This is a genomic window from Mycobacterium sp. HUMS_12744610, from assembly GCF_041206865.1.
GTDB classification, from domain to species: domain Bacteria; phylum Actinomycetota; class Actinomycetes; order Mycobacteriales; family Mycobacteriaceae; genus Mycobacterium; species Mycobacterium servetii.
Genome location: NZ_JBGEDP010000001.1, coordinates 4,504,534 through 4,523,213, shown reverse-complemented (window position 1 = coordinate 4,523,213; position 18,680 = coordinate 4,504,534). Strand labels below are relative to the sequence as shown.

At 62.7% G+C, this 18,680-nt stretch carries 12 protein-coding genes, 7 pseudogenes and 1 other annotated feature; of the genes and pseudogenes, 12 read left to right on the top strand and 7 right to left on the bottom strand.

Annotation, left to right across the window (positions count from 1 at the left end):
* Window positions 1-5: 5 nt before the first annotated feature.
* Window positions 6-401, bottom strand: coding sequence for a hypothetical protein (locus tag AB8998_RS21845; protein WP_369739731.1), 396 nt, complete (start codon window positions 399-401; stop codon window positions 6-8).
* 724 nt (window positions 402-1,125) lie between these two features.
* Window positions 1,126-1,786, bottom strand: a pseudogene (locus tag AB8998_RS21840) (IS3 family transposase); the annotation flags it as partial.
* Window positions 1,352-1,479: a sequence feature (AL1L pseudoknot), on the bottom strand. It overlaps the preceding pseudogene by 128 nt.
* Before the next feature lie 616 nt (window positions 1,787-2,402).
* Here AB8998_RS21840 and AB8998_RS21835 point away from each other — a divergent pair.
* A complete protein-coding gene (locus tag AB8998_RS21835) occupies window positions 2,403-2,807 on the top strand; it encodes a transposase (RefSeq protein WP_369739729.1) in 405 nt (134 codons plus the stop codon).
* Window positions 2,723-3,731, top strand: a pseudogene (locus AB8998_RS21830) (IS256 family transposase). The gene AB8998_RS21835 and the pseudogene AB8998_RS21830 overlap by 85 nt, the downstream one beginning before the upstream one ends.
* 225 nt (window positions 3,732-3,956) lie before the next feature.
* Here the strand turns inward: AB8998_RS21830 and AB8998_RS21825 are convergent.
* Window positions 3,957-5,101 (bottom strand): IS3 family transposase gene (locus AB8998_RS21825; RefSeq protein ID WP_369739728.1). Its coding sequence is split into 2 segments (ribosomal slippage): window positions 3,957-4,834 and window positions 4,834-5,101, totalling 1,146 coding nucleotides; the frame shifts between segments, so codons are not numbered across the junction.
* A 176-nt stretch (window positions 5,102-5,277) separates the two neighbouring features.
* Between AB8998_RS21825 and AB8998_RS21820 the strand changes: the two genes are divergently transcribed.
* Window positions 5,278-6,698, top strand: a protein-coding gene (locus AB8998_RS21820; protein ID WP_369739726.1) for an IS3 family transposase whose coding sequence is annotated in 2 segments (ribosomal slippage) — window positions 5,278-5,611 and window positions 5,611-6,698 — 1,422 coding nt in all. Because the reading frame shifts where the segments join, the coding sequence is not laid out codon by codon here.
* A gap of 80 nt (window positions 6,699-6,778) precedes the next feature.
* Here the strand turns inward: AB8998_RS21820 and AB8998_RS21815 are convergent.
* Window positions 6,779-6,964: pseudogene (locus tag AB8998_RS21815) on the bottom strand (IS256 family transposase); the annotation flags it as partial.
* A 165-nt stretch (window positions 6,965-7,129) separates the two neighbouring features.
* Between AB8998_RS21815 and AB8998_RS21810 the strand changes: the two are divergent.
* The gene (locus tag AB8998_RS21810) at window positions 7,130-8,020 is read left to right on the top strand and encodes a metal-dependent hydrolase (protein WP_369739725.1); all 891 of its coding nucleotides are present in this window, start codon (window positions 7,130-7,132) and stop codon (window positions 8,018-8,020) included.
* Between the two features lie 45 nt (window positions 8,021-8,065).
* Window positions 8,066-9,589 (top strand): flavin-containing monooxygenase, encoded by a 1,524-nt coding sequence (locus tag AB8998_RS21805; RefSeq protein WP_369739724.1) that lies wholly within the window; start codon window positions 8,066-8,068, stop codon window positions 9,587-9,589.
* A 317-nt stretch (window positions 9,590-9,906) separates the two neighbouring features.
* Here the strand turns inward: AB8998_RS21805 and AB8998_RS21800 are convergent.
* Window positions 9,907-11,070 (bottom strand): annotated as a pseudogene (locus tag AB8998_RS21800) (IS1634 family transposase); the annotation flags it as partial.
* A gap of 158 nt (window positions 11,071-11,228) precedes the next feature.
* Here AB8998_RS21800 and AB8998_RS21795 point away from each other — a divergent pair.
* The 4 genes and pseudogenes from AB8998_RS21795 to AB8998_RS21785 form a co-directional block, all read left to right on the top strand.
* Window positions 11,229-12,499 (top strand): IS3 family transposase gene (locus AB8998_RS21795; RefSeq protein ID WP_369739723.1). Its coding sequence is split into 2 segments (ribosomal slippage): window positions 11,229-11,502 and window positions 11,502-12,499, totalling 1,272 coding nucleotides; the frame shifts between segments, so codons are not numbered across the junction.
* 219 nt (window positions 12,500-12,718) lie between these two features.
* Entirely contained in the window at window positions 12,719-12,961 is a 243-nt protein-coding gene (locus AB8998_RS31625; RefSeq protein WP_420492658.1) for a hypothetical protein, read from the top strand.
* Window positions 12,847-13,155, top strand: a complete 309-nt coding sequence (locus AB8998_RS31620; protein ID WP_420492646.1) for an Lsr2 family DNA-binding protein — start codon at window positions 12,847-12,849, stop codon at window positions 13,153-13,155. The genes AB8998_RS31625 and AB8998_RS31620 overlap by 115 nt, the downstream gene beginning before the upstream one ends.
* Before the next feature lie 119 nt (window positions 13,156-13,274).
* Window positions 13,275-13,614: pseudogene (locus tag AB8998_RS21785) on the top strand (IS1634 family transposase); the annotation flags it as partial.
* Between the two features lie 55 nt (window positions 13,615-13,669).
* On the opposite strand, the gene AB8998_RS21780 reads toward AB8998_RS21785, so the two are convergent.
* A complete protein-coding gene (locus tag AB8998_RS21780; protein ID WP_369741377.1) occupies window positions 13,670-14,905 on the bottom strand; it encodes an IS256 family transposase in 1,236 nt (411 codons plus the stop codon).
* 117 nt (window positions 14,906-15,022) lie between these two features.
* Between AB8998_RS21780 and AB8998_RS21775 the strand changes: the two are divergent.
* Window positions 15,023-16,210: pseudogene (locus AB8998_RS21775) on the top strand (IS1634 family transposase); the annotation flags it as partial.
* A gap of 15 nt (window positions 16,211-16,225) precedes the next feature.
* Window positions 16,226-16,681 (top strand): integrase core domain-containing protein, encoded by a 456-nt coding sequence (locus AB8998_RS21770; protein WP_369739722.1) that lies wholly within the window; start codon window positions 16,226-16,228, stop codon window positions 16,679-16,681.
* 49 nt (window positions 16,682-16,730) lie between these two features.
* Here AB8998_RS21770 and AB8998_RS21765 read toward each other — a convergent pair.
* Window positions 16,731-17,515, bottom strand: a pseudogene (locus tag AB8998_RS21765) (IS256 family transposase); the annotation flags it as partial.
* 234 nt (window positions 17,516-17,749) lie between these two features.
* Here AB8998_RS21765 and AB8998_RS21760 point away from each other — a divergent pair.
* Entirely contained in the window at window positions 17,750-18,625 is an 876-nt protein-coding gene (locus AB8998_RS21760) for a metal-dependent hydrolase (protein WP_369741697.1), read from the top strand.
* Window positions 18,626-18,680 lie beyond the last annotated feature (55 nt).

The following is an 18,680-nucleotide window of genomic DNA, read 5'->3' as shown; positions in this document are numbered from 1 at the left end:
ACTCCTCATAGTGCATGCCTCCACGCTTTGGGGGGATATCCAGTCCGTTGCGGCACCATGATGCCGCGGCGCGCCAACAAATCGCCGATCTTGACCACCGTTAGATCCTTGTCGACCCATTCAACGATCTGATTGTGGTTGGCGCGCAACAACTCCCACGTCACACCGTGGCCATCCGGTCGGCCCGGGCGCACCGCCTCGATCACCGCGCCGATCAGCTCATCGGTGAGCTGATCCAGATCACCGCCCCGGTCCAGCCCCGCCAACTCCGCCGCGTTCGTATAGTCGCGTGCGGTCTTGCGATCCACCCCGGCCAGCACGCCCACCCGGCGCAAGCCGGCCCCTGCCATCCACACCCGCAACAGCTCACGTACCTCGATCACCGAAACCTCCCGATACATTCAGCGGAACTCCTTCACGTCGATCGACATGAAGTGATCCGACCCAGTAAGCGAGCGGCCACCGAGCGCGACACGCCAGTGGTCCCATAACTGGCAAACGGGTGGTCCAATGAAGCTGGCTAAACCCTAGTCAAGGTGGTCCCATCACCGTGGCGGTCGACACCGCGGACACCGACACCCTCACGATGCACATCAGCGATCATCGTCCGCTCGTCAAACGACAAGTACCGGGGATGCCGCAGTTGGGGTCGCGCGTCACTCACGGCTGGATAGCGCACCAAATCACCGACCTTGTTGACCACCACGCGCCCATAGCGCCAGCGTGTCCCCGTCCTCCGGTCGATCCCCACCATCCGACACGCCTGAGAGTTGCTGACGCCTCGGGCGATCAGCCGGCCGGACCACTCCTGCTCCTCGACCAACGTTCCGCCCCTTGGGCGTCCCCGTCCTCGGGTCTTCCGCTCCGACTCCATGGCAACCTCCGAATAGCTTCGGTGTTGCGACGTTGACTGGAATCCGCCAGCGTCAGTGGGGAAGTTCAGCGAGCGCGGTCATCACACCGAGCCGCTACCGCAAGCGGCATAACAACAGCAGCAGCTCTCCACTTACGAACCGCCGCGACCTGTCCAACCGACGAAGTCCATCTCACTTCACCTTTGCCTTTCACTACGAAGTGAAGTGTCCGGACACGCCGGGGTGACTTAGAACAACGGTGGAACTTATCGGTGCGGACCGGTTTGCCGCGACGCACCCCGTGTAATGCCGGCCGCGCGCATCAGGCGCCCGACCTGATCACGGCCGACGTCGCGCCCGCCACGGCGGTCTTCCATAGCTTGCGCGTCCCGTAGACCCGATAGTTGTCGTCCCGAGCGCGACCAGTGCTGGGGCCAGCTCGACGTCGCGACGGGCCCGTGCTGAGGGGAGCCGGGTTTGCTGTCGTAGTAAGTGCTCGGGGCCACCGTCACCCCTGCGGTGCGTAGGACGGCGATGATGGGCTCGACCCCGAAGTCCTCGCGGTGCAAGTCGATGAAGCCGACTATTTCTTGTGTTGGCGGTTGAGCTCCGCGCCGAGGAAGCTGACAGATCGTTTCAGAATACCATTGACGCGCTTAAGTTCTCGGTTCTCCTGCTCGAGCTGCTTGACCCTTGCCGACTCCTGACTCGAGATCCCAGGTGCGTACCCGTCGTCGATGTCGGCCTGACCCACCCAGCTCCGTACTGACTCCACCCGTAGCCAAGCGGGGGCGGGTCACCCGCGACACCGTTCCCTGCTCGGTGCCCAAATCTGCGCGCAAGGCGGGTACCACCCGCACAGCGGCGGCCTTCTCCTCCGGGCTGTACCTGCACCCGGTCGGCTTCTTTCCTGATGACGATTCCGTGCGCATCCCTGCGTCCTCGTTTCCAAGGTCAGGAATCTCCAAATCTCCAGGGCGATTCGACCTGAGCCGTTCCGCGTTTCCGGAGACTCCTGACCTTGGGAGGATTCGAGTCGTGGCACGCCCGAGCAATCTCCGAGCTTCGTGAGCGTGCGGCGCGCAGGCTCACTGAAGTGAATCCGGAGTACCCCTCGCAGTAAGCGGGAATCACCGGAGTAGTCGGCACCCGGAACGAAGGCCCCATACGTCTGGACCACGACCGCCGACCAAATCGTTGGTCAGAATCGTCGGCAACTACTGCACCAAATTAATGACTCAAGGCACTATTGCGTTTGCCTTTTCTTCCCAGACTGCGCCGAACGCCGAGGCGACGCCTCCCCGCAGCCTTGACGGCAAGTGCCAGTGTGGCCGTGCCCAGCACAAGATAACGGCGCCACCCCAGCGCGTCCACGACCATTGCTACCGAGGCAGTGCCCAAGACAAGCACTACAACGCCCGAACGGCGAATCGAATCTAGTCTCATGGCCAACGACTATAGCGTTCGTCGCGGCTGAGGGGGACTGTCGCAATAAGGGTGTTAACGGCCTGATCGGTCCCGGTGTGTCGGGGCTGGAAAGGTCGTTTAATGACCGAGCCTGTCGTGGCTGTGCAGCCATCACAGAACCCTGAAGTCAAGGCCGCCGCCATGGCGGCGATCGATGTCCCTGGTAGCCGTGAGGTCGACGAGCTCGAGGTCGCCCGGGAGTGGGTGCGCCAGGCCCGCGAGGCCGGCGTGGCGCTGACCGGGCCGGGCGGGTTACTCAAAGCGATGATCAAGACGGTCATCGAAACCGCCGTTGATGAGGAATTATCCGAGCATCTCGGCTATGCCCGCCACGATCCGGCCGGGTATGCAAGCGGCAACTCCGGCAACGGAACCCGCGTCAAGGCAGTGCTGACCGATGCGTGCGGTCCATTGAAATTGACGTCCCGCGCGATCGAGCGGGCACGTTCGAGCCGCACATCGTCCAAAAGCGTCAGCGACGCCTGACCGACGTCGATGAGGTGGTGTTCTCGCTGTATGCCCGTGAGTTGACCACCGGCGAGATCAGCGCCCGTTTCGCCGACATCTACGGTGCGTCGGTGTCCAAGGACACCATCAGCCGGATCACCGACCGCGTTGTGGAGGAAATGACGGCCTGGCACACCCGCCCGCTGGAGCGCGTGTACGCCGCGGTGTTCATCGATGCCCTGCATGTCGAGATCCGCGACGGGCAGGTCGGACCGCGGCCGGTCTACGCGGCCATCGGGGTGGATCTGGCCGGGCACCGTGACGTGCTGGGCATGTGGGCCGGTGAAGGTGACGCTGAATCAGCGAAGTACTGGCTGGCCGTGCTGACCGAGTTGCGCAACCGCGGCGTAGCTGACATCTTCTTCCTGGTCTGCGACGGCCTTAAAGGCCTACCGGCCTCGGTGAGCGCGGTGTTCCCCGACACCGTGGTACAAACCTGCATCATCCATCTGATCCGCGGCACCTTCCGCTACGCGGGGCGTCAGCACCGCGACGCCATCGCCCGCGCCCTCAAACCGATCTACACCGCGGTCAACGCCACCGCGACCGCCGAGGCGCTGGACGCCTTCGACGCCGAGTGGGGCACCGGTATCCGGCGGCATTCGGTTGTGGCGCAACGCCTGGAGCGAATTCATCCCGTTCCTGGACTACGACACCGAGATAAGGAAAGTGACCTGTTCGACCAACGCCATCACATCCTTGAATGCCCGTTACCGCCGTGCCATCCGGGTGCGTGGGAATTTTTCGACCGAGCAAGCCGCCCTGAAATGCCTATACTTCGTCACCCGGTCACTGGACCCGACCGGGACCGGCCAGAAGCGATGGACCATGCGCTGGAAACCAGCACTGACCGCCTTCGCGATCACTTTCGCCGACCGCATGCCGGGAAGCGAAACCACCTAACCGAAGTGCCGCTTACACCGTTAATCTGACGGACCCTTCGAAGCTGCTGTTGGTGTCGCGCGGGACCCGATCTTGACCGGGCCGATTTCGTGAGCACCGTCTTGGCGCGGATGCCGTTGCGTAAGTTCCCGCTCCCGTGCCAAGCCGGGTCGTGCTTGTCATAACTGGCAGGTCCCCGATAGTCGGTCCACCTGGTTTTGGAGCCAGGTTGTGTTGATACCGGTCTCAGTTGATCTCGCAGGTCACGGGGTGGTGGGTGTGGCTGCATCGGGCAGCGTACTCGGCGGGGGTGAGGTAGCCCAGCGCTGAGTGACGGTGTCGATGATTGTGTTCGTGCTTGAAGTCGCCGATGACCACGCGGGCTTCGAGCAGGTTGGTCCAGTGGTTGCGGTTGAGGCACTCCCTTCGTAGCCGGTTGTTGAACGATTCGATGTAGCCGTTGTTCCACGGCGTTCCGGGCGGGATGTAGCACAGCCCCACCTTGCCATCGCAGAACTGTTGGAGCGCTTGGGAAATGAGCTCAGGGCCGTTGTCCATTCGCAGTACCTTCGGTGGACCGCCGGCCGCGGCGAACACCCGCTCCAGCTCGGCGATGAGCCGCTCGGCGGTGATCGAGCGCTCCACGATGTTCAGCAACGATTCTCGGGTGTGCTCGTCGAGCATCGAGGCGATCTTGACCGCTTTGCCGTCGATGGTGGAGTCGAACTGGAAATCCAGCGCCCACACCACCTTGGGCGCATCGGCCTCGACGTGCGGGGCGGTGCAGGCCCCGGAGCGTTTGCGCGGGCTGTGCACCCGGCGCTGCAGCCCCTCCTGCTTCCACAGCCGATGCACCTTCTTCTTGTTCACCTCACGGTGTTCGTCGTGGCGCAGGGCCGCCCAGGCGCGCCGAAACCCATGGCAGGGGTGTTTGGCCGAGTAATCCCGCAACCACTGCCGTAGCAGCGCGTCAGGGTCAGCCGGGGTAGCCGCAAGCGGCGTGCGGCGATAGGTGGAACGGGCAAGCCCGACCGCCTTGCACGCCAGCCGTTCTGACATGCCCAGAACCTCCTTGAGCATGTCCACAGCGCGGCGCTTGGCGTCCGGGCTCAGAATTTTCCCTTGGCGACCTCCCGCAGGGCGTCCTTTTCCAGCTCGGCCTCGGCCAGCAGCCGCTTGAGGCGGCTGCTCTGTTCCCGCAGTTCTTTGAGCTCCTTGGCCGCGTCCACGTCCATGCCGCCATAGCTGCGTCGCCAGTTGTACAGCGTGGCCGGCGAGACCTCCAGCTCGGCCGCGATCTCTTCGTTGGTCTTGCCCGCCGCGGCGAGCTCATCAGCGCGGCGCAGCTTACGCACCACGTCCTCGGCGGAATGCTTCTTCCGGCCAGCCATGTTCTTCATCGTCCCTTCCGGCCCCCCTCGGGGCCACAGCCCTCTCTGCCAACCTGAGTTGAGGCACCTGCCCCCTGACAATTAGTGACCCGAGGGCGGGGATGGAGAGCTTCCCCGAGATGACGAACAAGGTGACCGCATTGGTCCGAGCGACCGGGATCGAAGATCCTGGTCGGATGAATGACGCTGGGATGGAACGTCCTGACCCTGAGGTGCCCGAGCGTGCCCGGCGCCGGAGGTTCACCGCGAAGTACAAGCTGGAGATGCTGGCCGCTTACGACGCTGCTCCCGAAGGTGAGAAGGGTGCGCTGTTGCGCCGGGAGGGCTTGTATTCCAGCCACATTGTGCAGTGGCGGCAGGCCCGCGACGCTGGCGCGCTGGCTGGCTTGGCCGTTCCGCGCGGACGTAAGCGGCGCGACCCACAGGCCGAGCGGATCACCCGGCTGGAGGCCGAGAAGCGCCAACTGGAGCAGGAGCTGGCCAAGACCCGCTTCGTGGTGGACGTGCAGGCAAAACTGCACGCGCTCTTGGAGACGCTCTCCGAGAGCGCGGAGCCCGAGAACGGGTCGATGAAGTGAGCGACGCAGCGATCGCCGAGCTGGCGCCCAAGATCGGCGTACGCAACGCCTGCGATGTCGTCGGTGTCGCCCAAGCCAGCTACTACCGCCGACACCGGCACAGCCCGCCACCGCAGCGGCCGGCGCCGATCGGCCACAAGGACCGACCGCAGCCTCGCGCGTTGTCTGCCACTGAGCGGGCCGCGATCCTGGCTGAGTTGCACAGCGAGCGCTTCGTCGACACCTCGCCGACCGAGGTGTGGGCCACACTGCTCGACGAAGGCCGCTACCTCGGCTCGATCTCGACCTTCTACCGGCTGCTGCGCCAAGCCGGTGAAAGCAAGGAGCGGCGCCGCCAAGCCACCCACCCCGCGACGGTGAAGCCGGAATTAGTTGCACGCCAGCCAAATTCAGTCTGGTCATGGGACATCACCAAGCTGCGCGGCCCGGCGAAGTGGACGTACTACTACCTCTACGTGATCTTGGACATCTTCTCCCGCTACGCGGTCGGATGGATGGTCGCGCACCGGGAGTCTGCGGCGCTGGCCGAGGTGCTGATCCGCCAGACATGCGCCAAGCAGGGTATCGGCCGCGACCAGTTGACCATCCACGCCGACCGTGGCTCTTCGATGACCTCCAAGCCGGTGGCGTTCCTGCTCGCCGACCTGGGCGTCACCCAGTCGCACTCACGCCCGCACGTCTCCGACGACAACCCGTTCAGCGAGGCGCAATTCAAGACACTGAAGTATCGGCCCGACTTCCCTGATTGGTTCGCCTCGATCGAGACCGCCCGCCGGCACTGCCAGATCTTCTTCGGCTGGTACAACGATGAACATCGCCATACCGGGCTGGGCTTACACGTTCCCGCCGACGTGCATTACGGCACCGCCGTCATCGTCCGCGAGAAGCGCGCCGGCGTGCTCGACACCGCCTACGCCGCACACCCAGAACGGTTCGTGCGCAAGCCTCCCAAACCACCGAAACTGCCCAACGGCTCGTGGATCAACAAACCAGACGACACCGAGGAGGCCACTCAGTAAATACCCCTCAACGGTGCCTCATTCAGGTTGACAAATTCCGCAGGACTCTAAAACAAGGCGGACTCATTCACCGGGGACATGTCATAACCAAGGTGCTCGGCCATCTCGGCATCCAGCGCCGTCTCGAGCACGTTCTTAGTCAACTGATTCAGCAGACCGTTCGGGCTGACCAGCTCGACACCTTGTTCCCTCGCTTGAGCCAGCAGCTGTTCAGGAAGCTCACGTTGATCCAGTTCAATCGCCATGGGATCGAGTGTTTCTGACATCGTCAGTCATTCCCGCCAAGCTCACGCCCGGCCTGTCAGACCAAAATCAGATCCACCGTTGTTCAGACAGTCCCTCTGGAAGGACCTTGTAGCGTGTAGCATTCCGCGTTAGAACCCGATACTATCGGTATCCGAAACTCGATGTTCGAGGAAAGGTAGCCTGTCATGGTCGACGAAGACACAGGACAAGGTGCGGTGACCACTGCGAGTGCCGCAAGTGTGGGGTCTCAGTATCCGAGGACCCGGCGAATACGTTTCCCCTTTGGCGAGGACAGCAAGTATTTCTTCGATGGCGACATCATTTTCAGCCACCTGTGGGCGAACTTGTCGGGGTCGTTCCCGCCGGGGGAGGAGTTGTTCATTCGGTCGGTGCGGCGGTTCGCCGATGAGGTCACCGATCCTGGGTTGAAGAAGCGAGTGGCCGGGTTTATCGGTCAGGAATCGGTGCATGGCCAGCAGCATCGGGCGCTCAATGACAAGCTCGTTGACATGGGGTATCCGATCGGGTGGTGGGATTCAGAAAAGTTTGTTGACTGGGTGAAACGCATCGAGGAGTTGCTGCCGGCTCGGATTCCGCTGGCGGTGACAGCAGCCGCAGAACACTTCACCGCGATACTTGCTGAGCGGCTGCTCGGCGATGAGGACTTCCGGGCGATCCCGGGCGATGCGGAGGTGTGGAATCTCCTGAAGTGGCATGCGCTGGAGGAACTTGAGCACAAGTCGGTTGCCTTCGATGTATTCCGGTCGGTGGGGGGTACCGAGCGGGTGCGTCGACGTGTGATGGCGGTAATGATTCCCCTTCTGCTCCTCCTCATGAGTGGCACGCTGGCGTATTCGGTGGCGCGGGATCCCGAAGCGTGCCGTCAACCAGTGCGGTTGGTGCGTGAGACCTATCGGGTCTACCGCGGTCCGATATTCAGGGGTTTGATCCCAGAGCTCAGGCAATACTTGCGACCGGGATTTCACCCCGACGACATCGACACCAACGCGTTGCTCGAGCAATGGCAAGAGGAACTCTTCGGCACCGAGGGGGCCCTGGTCGGCTACCTGAAGTGATCGAACCTTACCGAGACCGTCGCCAAGAAGGGAGCATGCAGTTTTATGTCCGAATCCTTTGACGTTGTGATTGTGGGTGCTGGTATTTCCGGTATCAGCGCTGCCTGGCATCTGCAGGAGCGCTGTCCCAACAAGAGTTATTTAGTTCTAGAGCGCAGAGCTGATCTGGGTGGTACATGGGACCTGTTCAAGTATCCCGGCATCCGATCGGATTCCGACATGTGCACTTTCGGGTTCCGCTTCAAGCCGTGGCACTCGCCGCGCTTCACCGTTGATGGAGCCACCATCAAGGATTATCTCTGGGAAGCTGCCACCGAGAGCGGCATCGACAAACACATCCGGTTTGGTAGCCAGGTATTGTCTGCGGACTGGTCGGACGCCGACAGGCGCTGGACGATCAAGGTCGCTGGGGACCGCCAGAAAACGACCGAGATCACGGCCGCGTTCCTGTTTGCGTGCACCGGCTACTACGACTACGACCAGGGGTACCGTCCAGAATTCCGGGGCGAGGAGGATTTCGAAGGAGTTATTGTTCACCCGCAGAACTGGCCCGAAGACCTCGATTATGCGGGCAAGAACATCATCGTTATCGGCAGCGGTGCTACCGCAGTGACCCTTATTCCGTCCCTCGTGGATTCAGGCGCTGGCCAGGTCACGATGCTGCAGCGTTCACCGACTTACATCGGATCCCTGCCAAACATCGACCCCATCGCCGTACAGCTCATCAAGTGGTTACCGACAAGGACCGCGGACTTCGTCAACCGCTGGAAGAACATCCTCTTAGCTGTAGCGCAGTACAGACTGGCGCGTCGCTTTCCCCGTTCCATGCGAAAAGCGTTGATCGCTTGGGCTAAATACCAGCTGCCCGCAGGCTATGACGTGGAGAAGCATTTCGGGCCGAAGTACAACCCGTGGGATGAACGGATATGCCTGGCCCCTAACGGGGACCTTTTCAAGGCCATTCGGGACGGCAAGGCCACTGTAGTCACCGATACTATCGACCGCATCACCAGGACCGGGATCAAGCTTTCCTCGGGTCAGGAGTTGACGGCCGACATCATTGTCGCCGCAACCGGTTTGAACATGCGGTTGTTCGGCGGCGCCAAGGTTACCCACAACGGCAAGGTCGTCGACGTCGCCAAGTCGATGACCTATAAGGCCATGCTGCTATCCGATGTCCCGAACATGGCCTTCACTATCGGTTACATCAACGCGTCATGGACACTGAAAGCAGACCTAGTGTCTGAATATGTCTGTCGGTTACTCAACTACATGGATGCGCACGGCTACGACACCGTCGTAGCTCCCCACCCTGGCGAGGATGTCGAGGAGCTGCCGTTCACGGATTTTGCGCCCGGCTACTTCCAACGCGCCATGGATCAACTGCCTAAGTCCGGATCCCGCGGTCCGTGGAAAGCAAAGCAGAATTACCTCTTCGATGTTCGTCAAATACGCCGCGGCAAGATCGATGACGGTCTGCGCTTCACGACCAAAGCATCCCGGTCGGTAACTCTGCCGGCCTCGACATCACACCAAAGCACTTGCGAATTGGCTTCTGGCGGGACTTAACCCCGTGTGTTGGACACGCTTAATTCCAGGCTTGGCCTGGGGAAGCGAGATGATCCAACCCGATGGCAAAGAAAAATCATCCCGATGAGTTCAAGCGTGACGCGGCCGCGCTGTACCGGGACACCCCGAGGGTGCGACGATCACGGTGATCGCTGCTGAGCTGGGTGTCAGCGAGGTGAAGCTTTCAGCGTGGGCAAGGCCCGGCTCAGCAAACGGAGCAAACTGGTGATCAGCGCGTGTCTGGTGGGGGATTGCGAGGTTGTAGCCCGTGAGGGCGGGAGGATCAGGGTGCCGTCCGGCCTGAGTTAGGACATTCGTTAGTGCCCCGTTTTGAGCCCGAGCGAGTCGAGAATGTGGCGCTGGCCTGCGGGAATGGCTGGCGGGAAGGTTTGGGTGGTGCCGTTGATGGCGATGGTGGCGCTGCGCAGGGGCCGCAGTTGTTTGACGACTTGGGCGATGGACAGGCCGGTGCGGGACTGGATGGCGTGGGAGACGGCCAGGGCGGTGAACACGATGGTCAGGTGCGCTTCGATGGATTGGCGCTGGTGGTGGAAGATCGGGCGGGCGGCGAGGTCTGATTTGGACATCCGGAACGACTTCTCGACCTTCCACAGGTCGTGGTATTTGTCGATGACCTCGGTGGCCGGCATCGCCGTAACCGGGACGTTGGTGACGTAGCCTTTGAGGCCGACCAGCGATTGGGCTCGGGCCAGGGCGGTTTCGTCGAGGTGGCGGTCAGAACCGTTGACCTTGACGAACCGGGCGGATTTGGCGGGCCGTTCTCCATCGACGATGGCGCGGGCGCGTTGTTCCTGGGCGGCCAGGGTCTTCTGGTCGCGGCGGGCCCGGGTGGCCGAATAGGACCAGATTGCCCGCCACGCATTCGGGTGCTCGGCGGGGTCCCAGACCGGTTCGGACCGCAGCTTGATGTCGTTGACCTTGGATTTTCCGTGTCGCGGGGTGACCGTGTCGATGATCTGTTTTTCGGTGAAAGCATCGCCGTTCCAATGGAAATGGGATTCCAGATCCCCGGGGGCTTTGGTGGTTCGAGAGCCGACGATGAACGAGCAGCCGAGTTCGTCGAGGGCTTTGAGATTGGCTGCCGACAACATCCCGGCATCGGCGGCGACCACCACCGGCGTGTCTTTGAGATCGTGGCGCTCGGTGAAGCTGGTGATGATCGGCACTATCGTGGTCGTCTCAGCGGTATTGCCCTCGTGGCAACTGATTTCCAGCGGAAACCCGGTGCGGTCTACCAGCAGCCCGACCACGATTTGTGGATCGACTTTGCGGTCCTTGCTATAGCCGACCTTGCGGAGTTCGTCTTCGTTCTCAGCCTCGAACCACAATGTGGTTGCGTCGTAAAGGATCAGGCTCAGCCCACCGCAATCCGAGGCGTAGGCAAAGCATTTCGCGGCAATCTTGTCCCGGTACCGCTTCTCGACCGTGATGGCAAGATGCCGCTGGACACTGCGGTAGGACACCGGTATGACACCTGACTTTTATCACTTTGGCTGGCTGGGTCGGGCTGTAGGGCTGTGACCTGTGGGTTTGGGTGGTCGCTGGTGCGGATTTGTGCACTAGGAATGAACCGTACCGGGTTTCTTGCACACCTTCTTCTGAGGGAAGGATGGGCACGATGCCGAGCAAGTACGACGAGAACACCAAGGCCAAGGCGGTTCGGTTGGTCCGCGAACACCGCGATGACTACGCCACGGAGTGGGCGGCGATGCGCGAGATCTCCGGCCGGCTGGGGATGAGCGCGGAGACGCTGCGCAAGTGGGTGCGCCAGGCCGAGGTCGACGCGGGCGAGAGGGCCGGGGTGTCCAGCGAAGAAAAACAAGAGCTGCGTGAGCTTCGCAGGAAGAACCGCGAGCTCGAAACCACAATCGAAGTACTAAAAGCCGCAACGACTTTCTTCGCGCGGGAGTGCGACCCGCTACACCGCTGATCTGTGCGTTCATCGACGAACACAAGGACCGGTTCGGGGTCGTACCGATCTGCCGCGCTCTGGGTATCCAGGGCGTGGCGATCGCCCCGCGTACCTACTGGGCACACCGGGCAGCAGCACCGTCGAAACGGGCACTATGGGACACCACGATCACCGAGATCCTGGCCGGCATCTACGAGCCCGACGGCGATGGCAAACGGCCTCCAGAATGCCTGTACGGCAGTGTGAAGATGTGGGCGCATCTGCAGCGCCAGGGCGTCCCCGTGGCCCGCTGCACGCTAGAACGGCTGATGCGCGCCAACGGCTGGCGCGGCGTGACCCGAACCCGCCGGGTGCGCACCACCGAGCGGGATCCAGCCGCCGAGCGGGCACCGGACCTGGTGGGTCGGCGGTTCCGGGTAACGCGACCCGACGCTCTGCACGTGGCCGACTTCACCTACGTGCCCCTCGACGGTGGCGGGTTCGGCTATACCGCGTTTGTCATCGACGCCTACGCCGGCCTGATCCCCGGCTGGGAATGCTCGCTGAGGAAAAACACCGCATTCGTCGAACGCGCCATTCGGGCCGCCGCAGCCCGCCGAGCCCGCGAGGGTCGTCCGCTGTCCGGGAACACCATCCACCACAGCGATGCCGGATCACAGTACACCGCAATACATTTCACCGAAATTCTGATGTTGGCCGGGCTGAAACCTTCGGTCGGCACGGTCGGAGACGCCCTCGATAACGCGCTCGCCGAAACCACTATTGGGCTCTACAAAACCGAGTGCGTCCGCGAGGGCTCACCGTTTCGCAACGGCCCGATCCGCACCCTCGCCGACCTGGAGGACATCACCTCGGCGTGGGTGCACTGGTACAACACAGCCAGGCTGATGCACCGTCTGGGCCGACGCCCGCCGGCCGAGGTCGAGGCCGAGCACTACCAGCGCCTGCACGCCGCCGAGCACACCGGCCACCAGTAAGCCCCACAGGCCCGCTTCGGGGCCGCGCACCGGCAGACTCGGGGACTGTGGCGGAGTTGGTGATCGCGCTCGAACCCGGATGAGGATTCCCGGCTGCTGTATCTGCTGCGGGTTCCCCAACCCGGCGGTGACCTGCTGTTTCGGACCTCGGGGACGTGGCCGCGGGTCAAGGCGCTGTACTGCTACCCAGTCAGCCTCAACGAGTGGCCCACAGATGCGGTGATCGTCGAACGCCTGCCGTTGCGCTCGTGCCAGCGCCGCGGTGCGGCCATCGATGTGATTGTGCAGCGGTCCAGGGAAAACCGCTCGCAGCTGGTTGTTCGTGAAAGCCGGGACCCCAATCGACGGTGGTTCACCACCGCGGGGGGCCGCGACGCGGTGTTCTGGCAATCGCCGCGCACCCGCAAGCAGGCGCGTCCGAACGTGCGTACCCCACGCCGCCCACGCCTGGGCGATCACTGACCACGCTGCGCTGCAACGTATCTCGCCAACCAAGATCGATCGTCACCGAACTCGATCAAGCAGCCCCAGCGCCCGAGCCGAGCACCGCCGAGGTGCGCGCCTGGGCCCGCGCCGTCGGCCTGCAGGTACCCGACCGCGGTCGGCTCCGCCCCGACATCTGGCAGGCATGGCACGACGCCAACGACACGAACTGACCGCGCACAACTGGGCGTCCGGGTACTACGCTCCTCATCGGATCGGACAACACCGGTCACACAAAACGAGGTGTGCATCAAACCCGGGGTCCTTCAGAATGGGTCCGTAGGGTGCGGTGGTGGCCTACGTGCGCGCGGTGAAAACCAGCTCTGGGGCGACCGCGGTGCAGATCGTGTGGTCATCTCGGCGGGGATCACGGTCGATCGAGCATTTGGGCTCAGCCCATGATGAGGCGGGGGTGGCGGCGCTCAAGGCGACCGCCACCCAACGGCTGGCCGCCGGCCAGGCCCGAGCTGGATCTCGGGATTGCCCCTCGAGCTGGGTCGGCGCCGCTGCCGATCACCTCCTCGCGGGCGGCGCATCTGTGGGATGCCTTGTGCCAGGGCTACCGGGGCCTTGGATTCGACCAGGTAGCCGACGAGGTGTTCCGCGCGCTAGTGTGTGCGCGGGTCATCGAACGAGCCTGTCACGATTTCTGTGTAAGTCAGAGGTGATTTGACTACGAGTTGTATTCTAGCACAATGGGATTCGCCCAGGGAATAGTCTGGCGAGTGTGTTGAGCGCCACAGTCCAGTTGTGCGTTCCAGTACCCGAATAGCCTCCTCTCTCGCTGGAGATGTTGCGCAGCCCGAGGTACAGCAACTTCATCGCGGCGTCCTTGTCCGTGAAATGACCACGGTTCTTGGTGATCTTGCGCAACTGGAAGTTGATCGACTCGATCGCATTGGTGGTGTAGACGATCTTGCGCAACTCCACCGGATAGTCCAGGAACGGAACGAATTCCCCCCAGGCGTTGTGCCACACGTCAATTGCACCCGGATATTGGGCGCCGAATTGCTGGTCGAACTCCTTGAGTGCGAGTTCGGCTCCATCGACGGTCGGCGCACTGTAGATCGCCCGCATCGCGGTGGCGACCTTCTTGCGGTCCTTATAAGACACGAAGCGCATCGCATTCCTAATGACGTGCACGACGCAGGTCTGCACCACGGTATCGGGATAGATCGAGCGGATCGCATCAGGCAGACCGGTCAGCCCGTCGCAGCAGGCGATGAGGATGTCGCGCACCCCGCGGTTGCGCAGGTCGATGACGACCTTCTGCCAGAACTTCGCCCCCTCGGAGTCCTGGATCCAGCAGCCCAAGGCGTGTTTGCGGCCCTCCAGATCCACGCCAATGGCCAAATAGGCGACCTTGGTGGTGATGACCCCGTTGTCGCCGATCCGCAGCCGCAGCCCATCGATGTAGAGGATCGGGTAGACCTCATCGAGCGGGCGGGCCTGCCAGGCCTTGATCTCATCGACCACCACCTCGGTGATATTGGAGATCAACTCCCGCGACACCGACGCCCCATAGACCTCCTGCAGGTGGGCTTCGATATCGCGGGTGGTCATTCCCCGTGAATACAGCGACAACACCACCGAATTGATGTTGTTGAGCCGGCGGGTCTTCTTCGGCACAATCGCCGGCTCAAACGAGCCGTTGCGATCACGCGGCGCATCGATCTGCACCGGGCCGTTGACGGTGGTCACCGTTTTCGGCGTGGTGCCGTTGCGCGAATTTCCCGATCCGCGTCCGGCCGGATCGCCGGCCTCATAACCCAGATGGTGGGTTAGCTCCGCATTCAGCGCCCGCTCCAGCACGGCCTTAGTCAGCTGGTTCAGCAAACCGTCCGCGCCGTCGATCGGGGTCCCGGTCTTCACCGCATCCTTAATCAACGAGTCCAGCGTCTCTTCGGTGAACATCTCGGCCAGCCGCCGCGCCGCGGTCGTCTCCTCAGCCGGCATCTGCATGGTCTTGGTCACAAAACACTCCTTCTGTCCGCCCAACGGCGGTCCGATGATGGACCACCCCGGACTTACACAGATGGAATGACACGCCCCATCGAACCGACCAGCAAGATCGACTCGGCCCGGGTCCTGCAGGAGACCGGGGTGGCCGCCCCGTCATACCCCACCTTGAACCGCCGCCTACCAGTTTATGCCAAAGATGGCTTCCGGGAACGCCTTTCGGCGGCGTGTGCGGCACACGCCGATCTGGGGCCGGCCACGTTGGTGTTGTATGACGTGACGACGCTGTACTTCGAAACCGACACCGCTGACGGGTTCCGCGAGCCCGGATTCTCCAAAGAACGACGCCTCGAACCCCAGATCACCGTCGGATTGCTCACCGATGCCTCAGGGTTCCCGCTCACGGTGCGCGCCTTTGAAGGCAACAAAGCCGAGACCGCCACCATGCTGCCGGTGCTCAACGCGTTCAAAAAAGCTCACCAGCTCACCGACATCACGGTGGTCGCTGATGCCGGGATGATCTCGGAGGCCAACCAAATCGATATCACCGCCGCCGGATTGACCTACATCCTGGGTGCGCGGCTGCCCTACCTGCCCGATGTCGTGCGCGAGTGGCACGACCAACACCCCGACCAGGCCGTTCCCGATGAGCTGATCTTGACCCAGCCCTGGCCAGCCACCAGCCGGGAAAAGACCCGCGGGATCCCCGACCGGGTGATCCACTACCAGTACCGTCACGACCGGGCGCGGCGCACGCTGCGGGGCATCGATGACCAGATCACCAAAGCCCAGCGTGCCGTTGAGGGCAAAGCCCCGGTCAAACGCAATCGGTTCATCACCCTGAGCGGAGAAACCAAGGCCATCGACCGCGACCTGGAAGCCAAGGCCCGCGCCCTGGCCGGCTGGAAGGGCTACACCACCAACCTCACCGAGCAGACCCCAAAGTTCATCATCGAGGCCTATCACCGCTTGTGGCGCATCGAAAAGAGCTTTCGGATGTCCAAGCACGACCTACAAGCCCGCCCGATCTATCACCACAAACGGGAATCGATCGACGCCCACCTGAGCATCGTGTTCGCCGCGATGGCCCTCACCCACTGGATCGAGCACCGAACAGGTTGGAGCATCAAGAAATTCGTGCGGACCGCACGGCGCTACCGCACCATCACCATCCAAGCCGGAAAGCAGACACTGACCGCCGCCGACCCCATCCCCGACGACCTCGCCCAAGCACTAGCAGAAATCCACGCCAGCGGCGGTGCGCACTAATTTGATAAAAGTCGGGTGACCGACGAGCGCCTCGACCTCGACGCGGACGATCCGCGCCGCCCGATCCTACTGGCGGTTTCCGACAACGGGCCGCCGATGACCGCCCACGACACCCGCGCTTTCATGGCCCTGATGGCCATCGTCCAACACCATGGTCGCCCCGGCGTGCCACAAGACCAAGCGTGGATCGAATCGTTCTTCGGCCACATCAAGTGCGAGTGGCCGCACCTGGAGGCCATCACCGACCCGGCGCTGCTGGAAACCGAACTCGCAAGGGTGCGAACCGAATACAATTGCGTCAGGCTCCACGAAGCGATTGGCTATGTGACCCCCGACGACGAGCACGCCGGCAGTGGAGAGGCTATCCGCCAGGCCCGTCGTGACGGCCTCGACCGAGCACGCCAACGCCGCCTGGACTACCATCGTCGAACCAGCACCAACCCCACCGGGGAGACGCCATGCATTGGGTAATTTCCCGCGCGATCTCTGCGGTTAAGTCAGAAACACCTCACACGGTGTCGGGGAACACCGCGCTCACCGAGGCCGGTAGGCCTTTAAGGCCGTCGCAGACCAGGAAGAAGATGTCAGCTACGCCGCGGTTGCGCAACTCGGTCAGCACGGCCAGCCAGTACTTCGCTGATTCAGCGTCACCTTCACCGGCCCACATGCCCAGCACGTCACGGTGCCCGGCCAGATCCACCCCGATGGCCGCGTAGACCGGCCGCGGTCCGACCTGCCCGTCGCGGATCTCGACATGCAGGGCATCGATGAACACCGCGGCGTACACGCGCTCCAGCGGGCGGGTGTGCCAGGCCGTCATTTCCTCCACAACGCGGTCGGTGATCCGGCTGATGGTGTCCTTGGACACCGACGCACCGTAGATGTCGGCGAAACGGGCGCTGATCTCGCCGGTGGTCAACTCACGGGCATACAGCGAGAACACCACCTCATCGACGTCGGTCAGGCGTCGCTGACGCTTTTGGACGATGTGCGGCTCGAACGTGCCCGCTCGATCGCGCGGGACGTCAATTTCAATGGACCGCACGCATCGGTCAGCACTGCCTTGACGCGGGTTCCGTTGCCGGAGTTGCCGCTTGCATACCCGGCCGGATCGTGGCGGGCATAGCCGAGATGCTCGGATAATTCCTCATCAACGGCGGTTTCGATGACCGTCTTGATCATCGCTTTGAGTAACCCGCCCGGCCCGGTCAGCGCCACGCCGGCCTCGCGGGCCTGGCGCACCCACTCCCGGGCGACCTCGAGCTCGTCGACCTCACGGCTACCAGGGACATCGATCGCCGCCATGGCGGCGGCCTTGACTTCAGGGTTCTGTGATGGCTGCACAGCCACGACAGGCTCGGTCATTAAACGACCTTTCCAGCCCCGACACACCGGGACCGATCAGGCCGTTAACACCCTTATTGCGACAGTCCCCTCAAATCAGAAAATCTCTGGTCTCCCCTGGGCGGTTCAGTGCGCTACTGTTGGTATCTGATACCCAATGTACGAGGAAAGGCGCTTACCATGGTTGAGGGCGACATGGGACCTGGCGGGCTGGCTGTTGCCGCGGCCCCGGTGGTGGAGTCTCGCTACCCCAAGACGCGGCGGATACGTTTCCCGTTCGCTCAAAGCAGCAAGTACTACGTCAACAACGACATGGTGTTTAGCCACTTCGTGGCTAACTTGTCGGGGTCGTTCCCGCCGGGAGAAGAGATGTTCATTCGCTCAGTGCGCCGGTTTGCTGATGAGATCACCGATCCGGTGTTGAAGAAGCGGGTGGCGGGTTTTATCGGTCAAGAATCGGTGCACGGCCAGCAGCACCGGGCGATCAACGAGAAACTCATCGAGATGGGGTACCCGATCGCGTGGTGGGATTCGGAGAAGTTCGTTGATTGGGTGAAACGCGTTGAGGAGTTCTTGCCTCCGCGGATCCCTTTGGCGGTGACAGCGGCTGCCGAACACTTCACCGCCGTACTTGCAGAGCGGGTACTTGGTGACGAGGAGATTCAGGCGATCCCGGGCGAGCTGGAGATCTGGAATCTGCTTAATTGGCATGCGATCGAAGAGTTGGAGCACAAGTCGGTGGCATTCGATGTGTTCCAGACGGTGGGCGGCACCGAGAAGGTGCGCCGGCGTGTCATGGCGGTGATGATTCCCCTGCTTTTGTTACTGCTCCTCGGGGTTACTGCCTACTCGGTGTCCAAGGACCCCGAAGCGCGTCGCCGGCCGCTGCGCGTAGTGCGAGAAACCTACCGGCTCTACCGCGGCCCACTGCTACGGGGACTCATCCCTGAGCTGCGCGTCTACCAGCGGACCGGGTTTCATCCCGATGACATCGACACCGGTGCATTACTGGAACGCTGGCAAGAGGAACTGTTCGGCACAGAAGGAACCCTCGTGGGCTATCTCAGGTAGCTACCTAAAGCGGGTGACAACAATTGAACTGGGAGGGCCCCATCAGCGCGGGGGC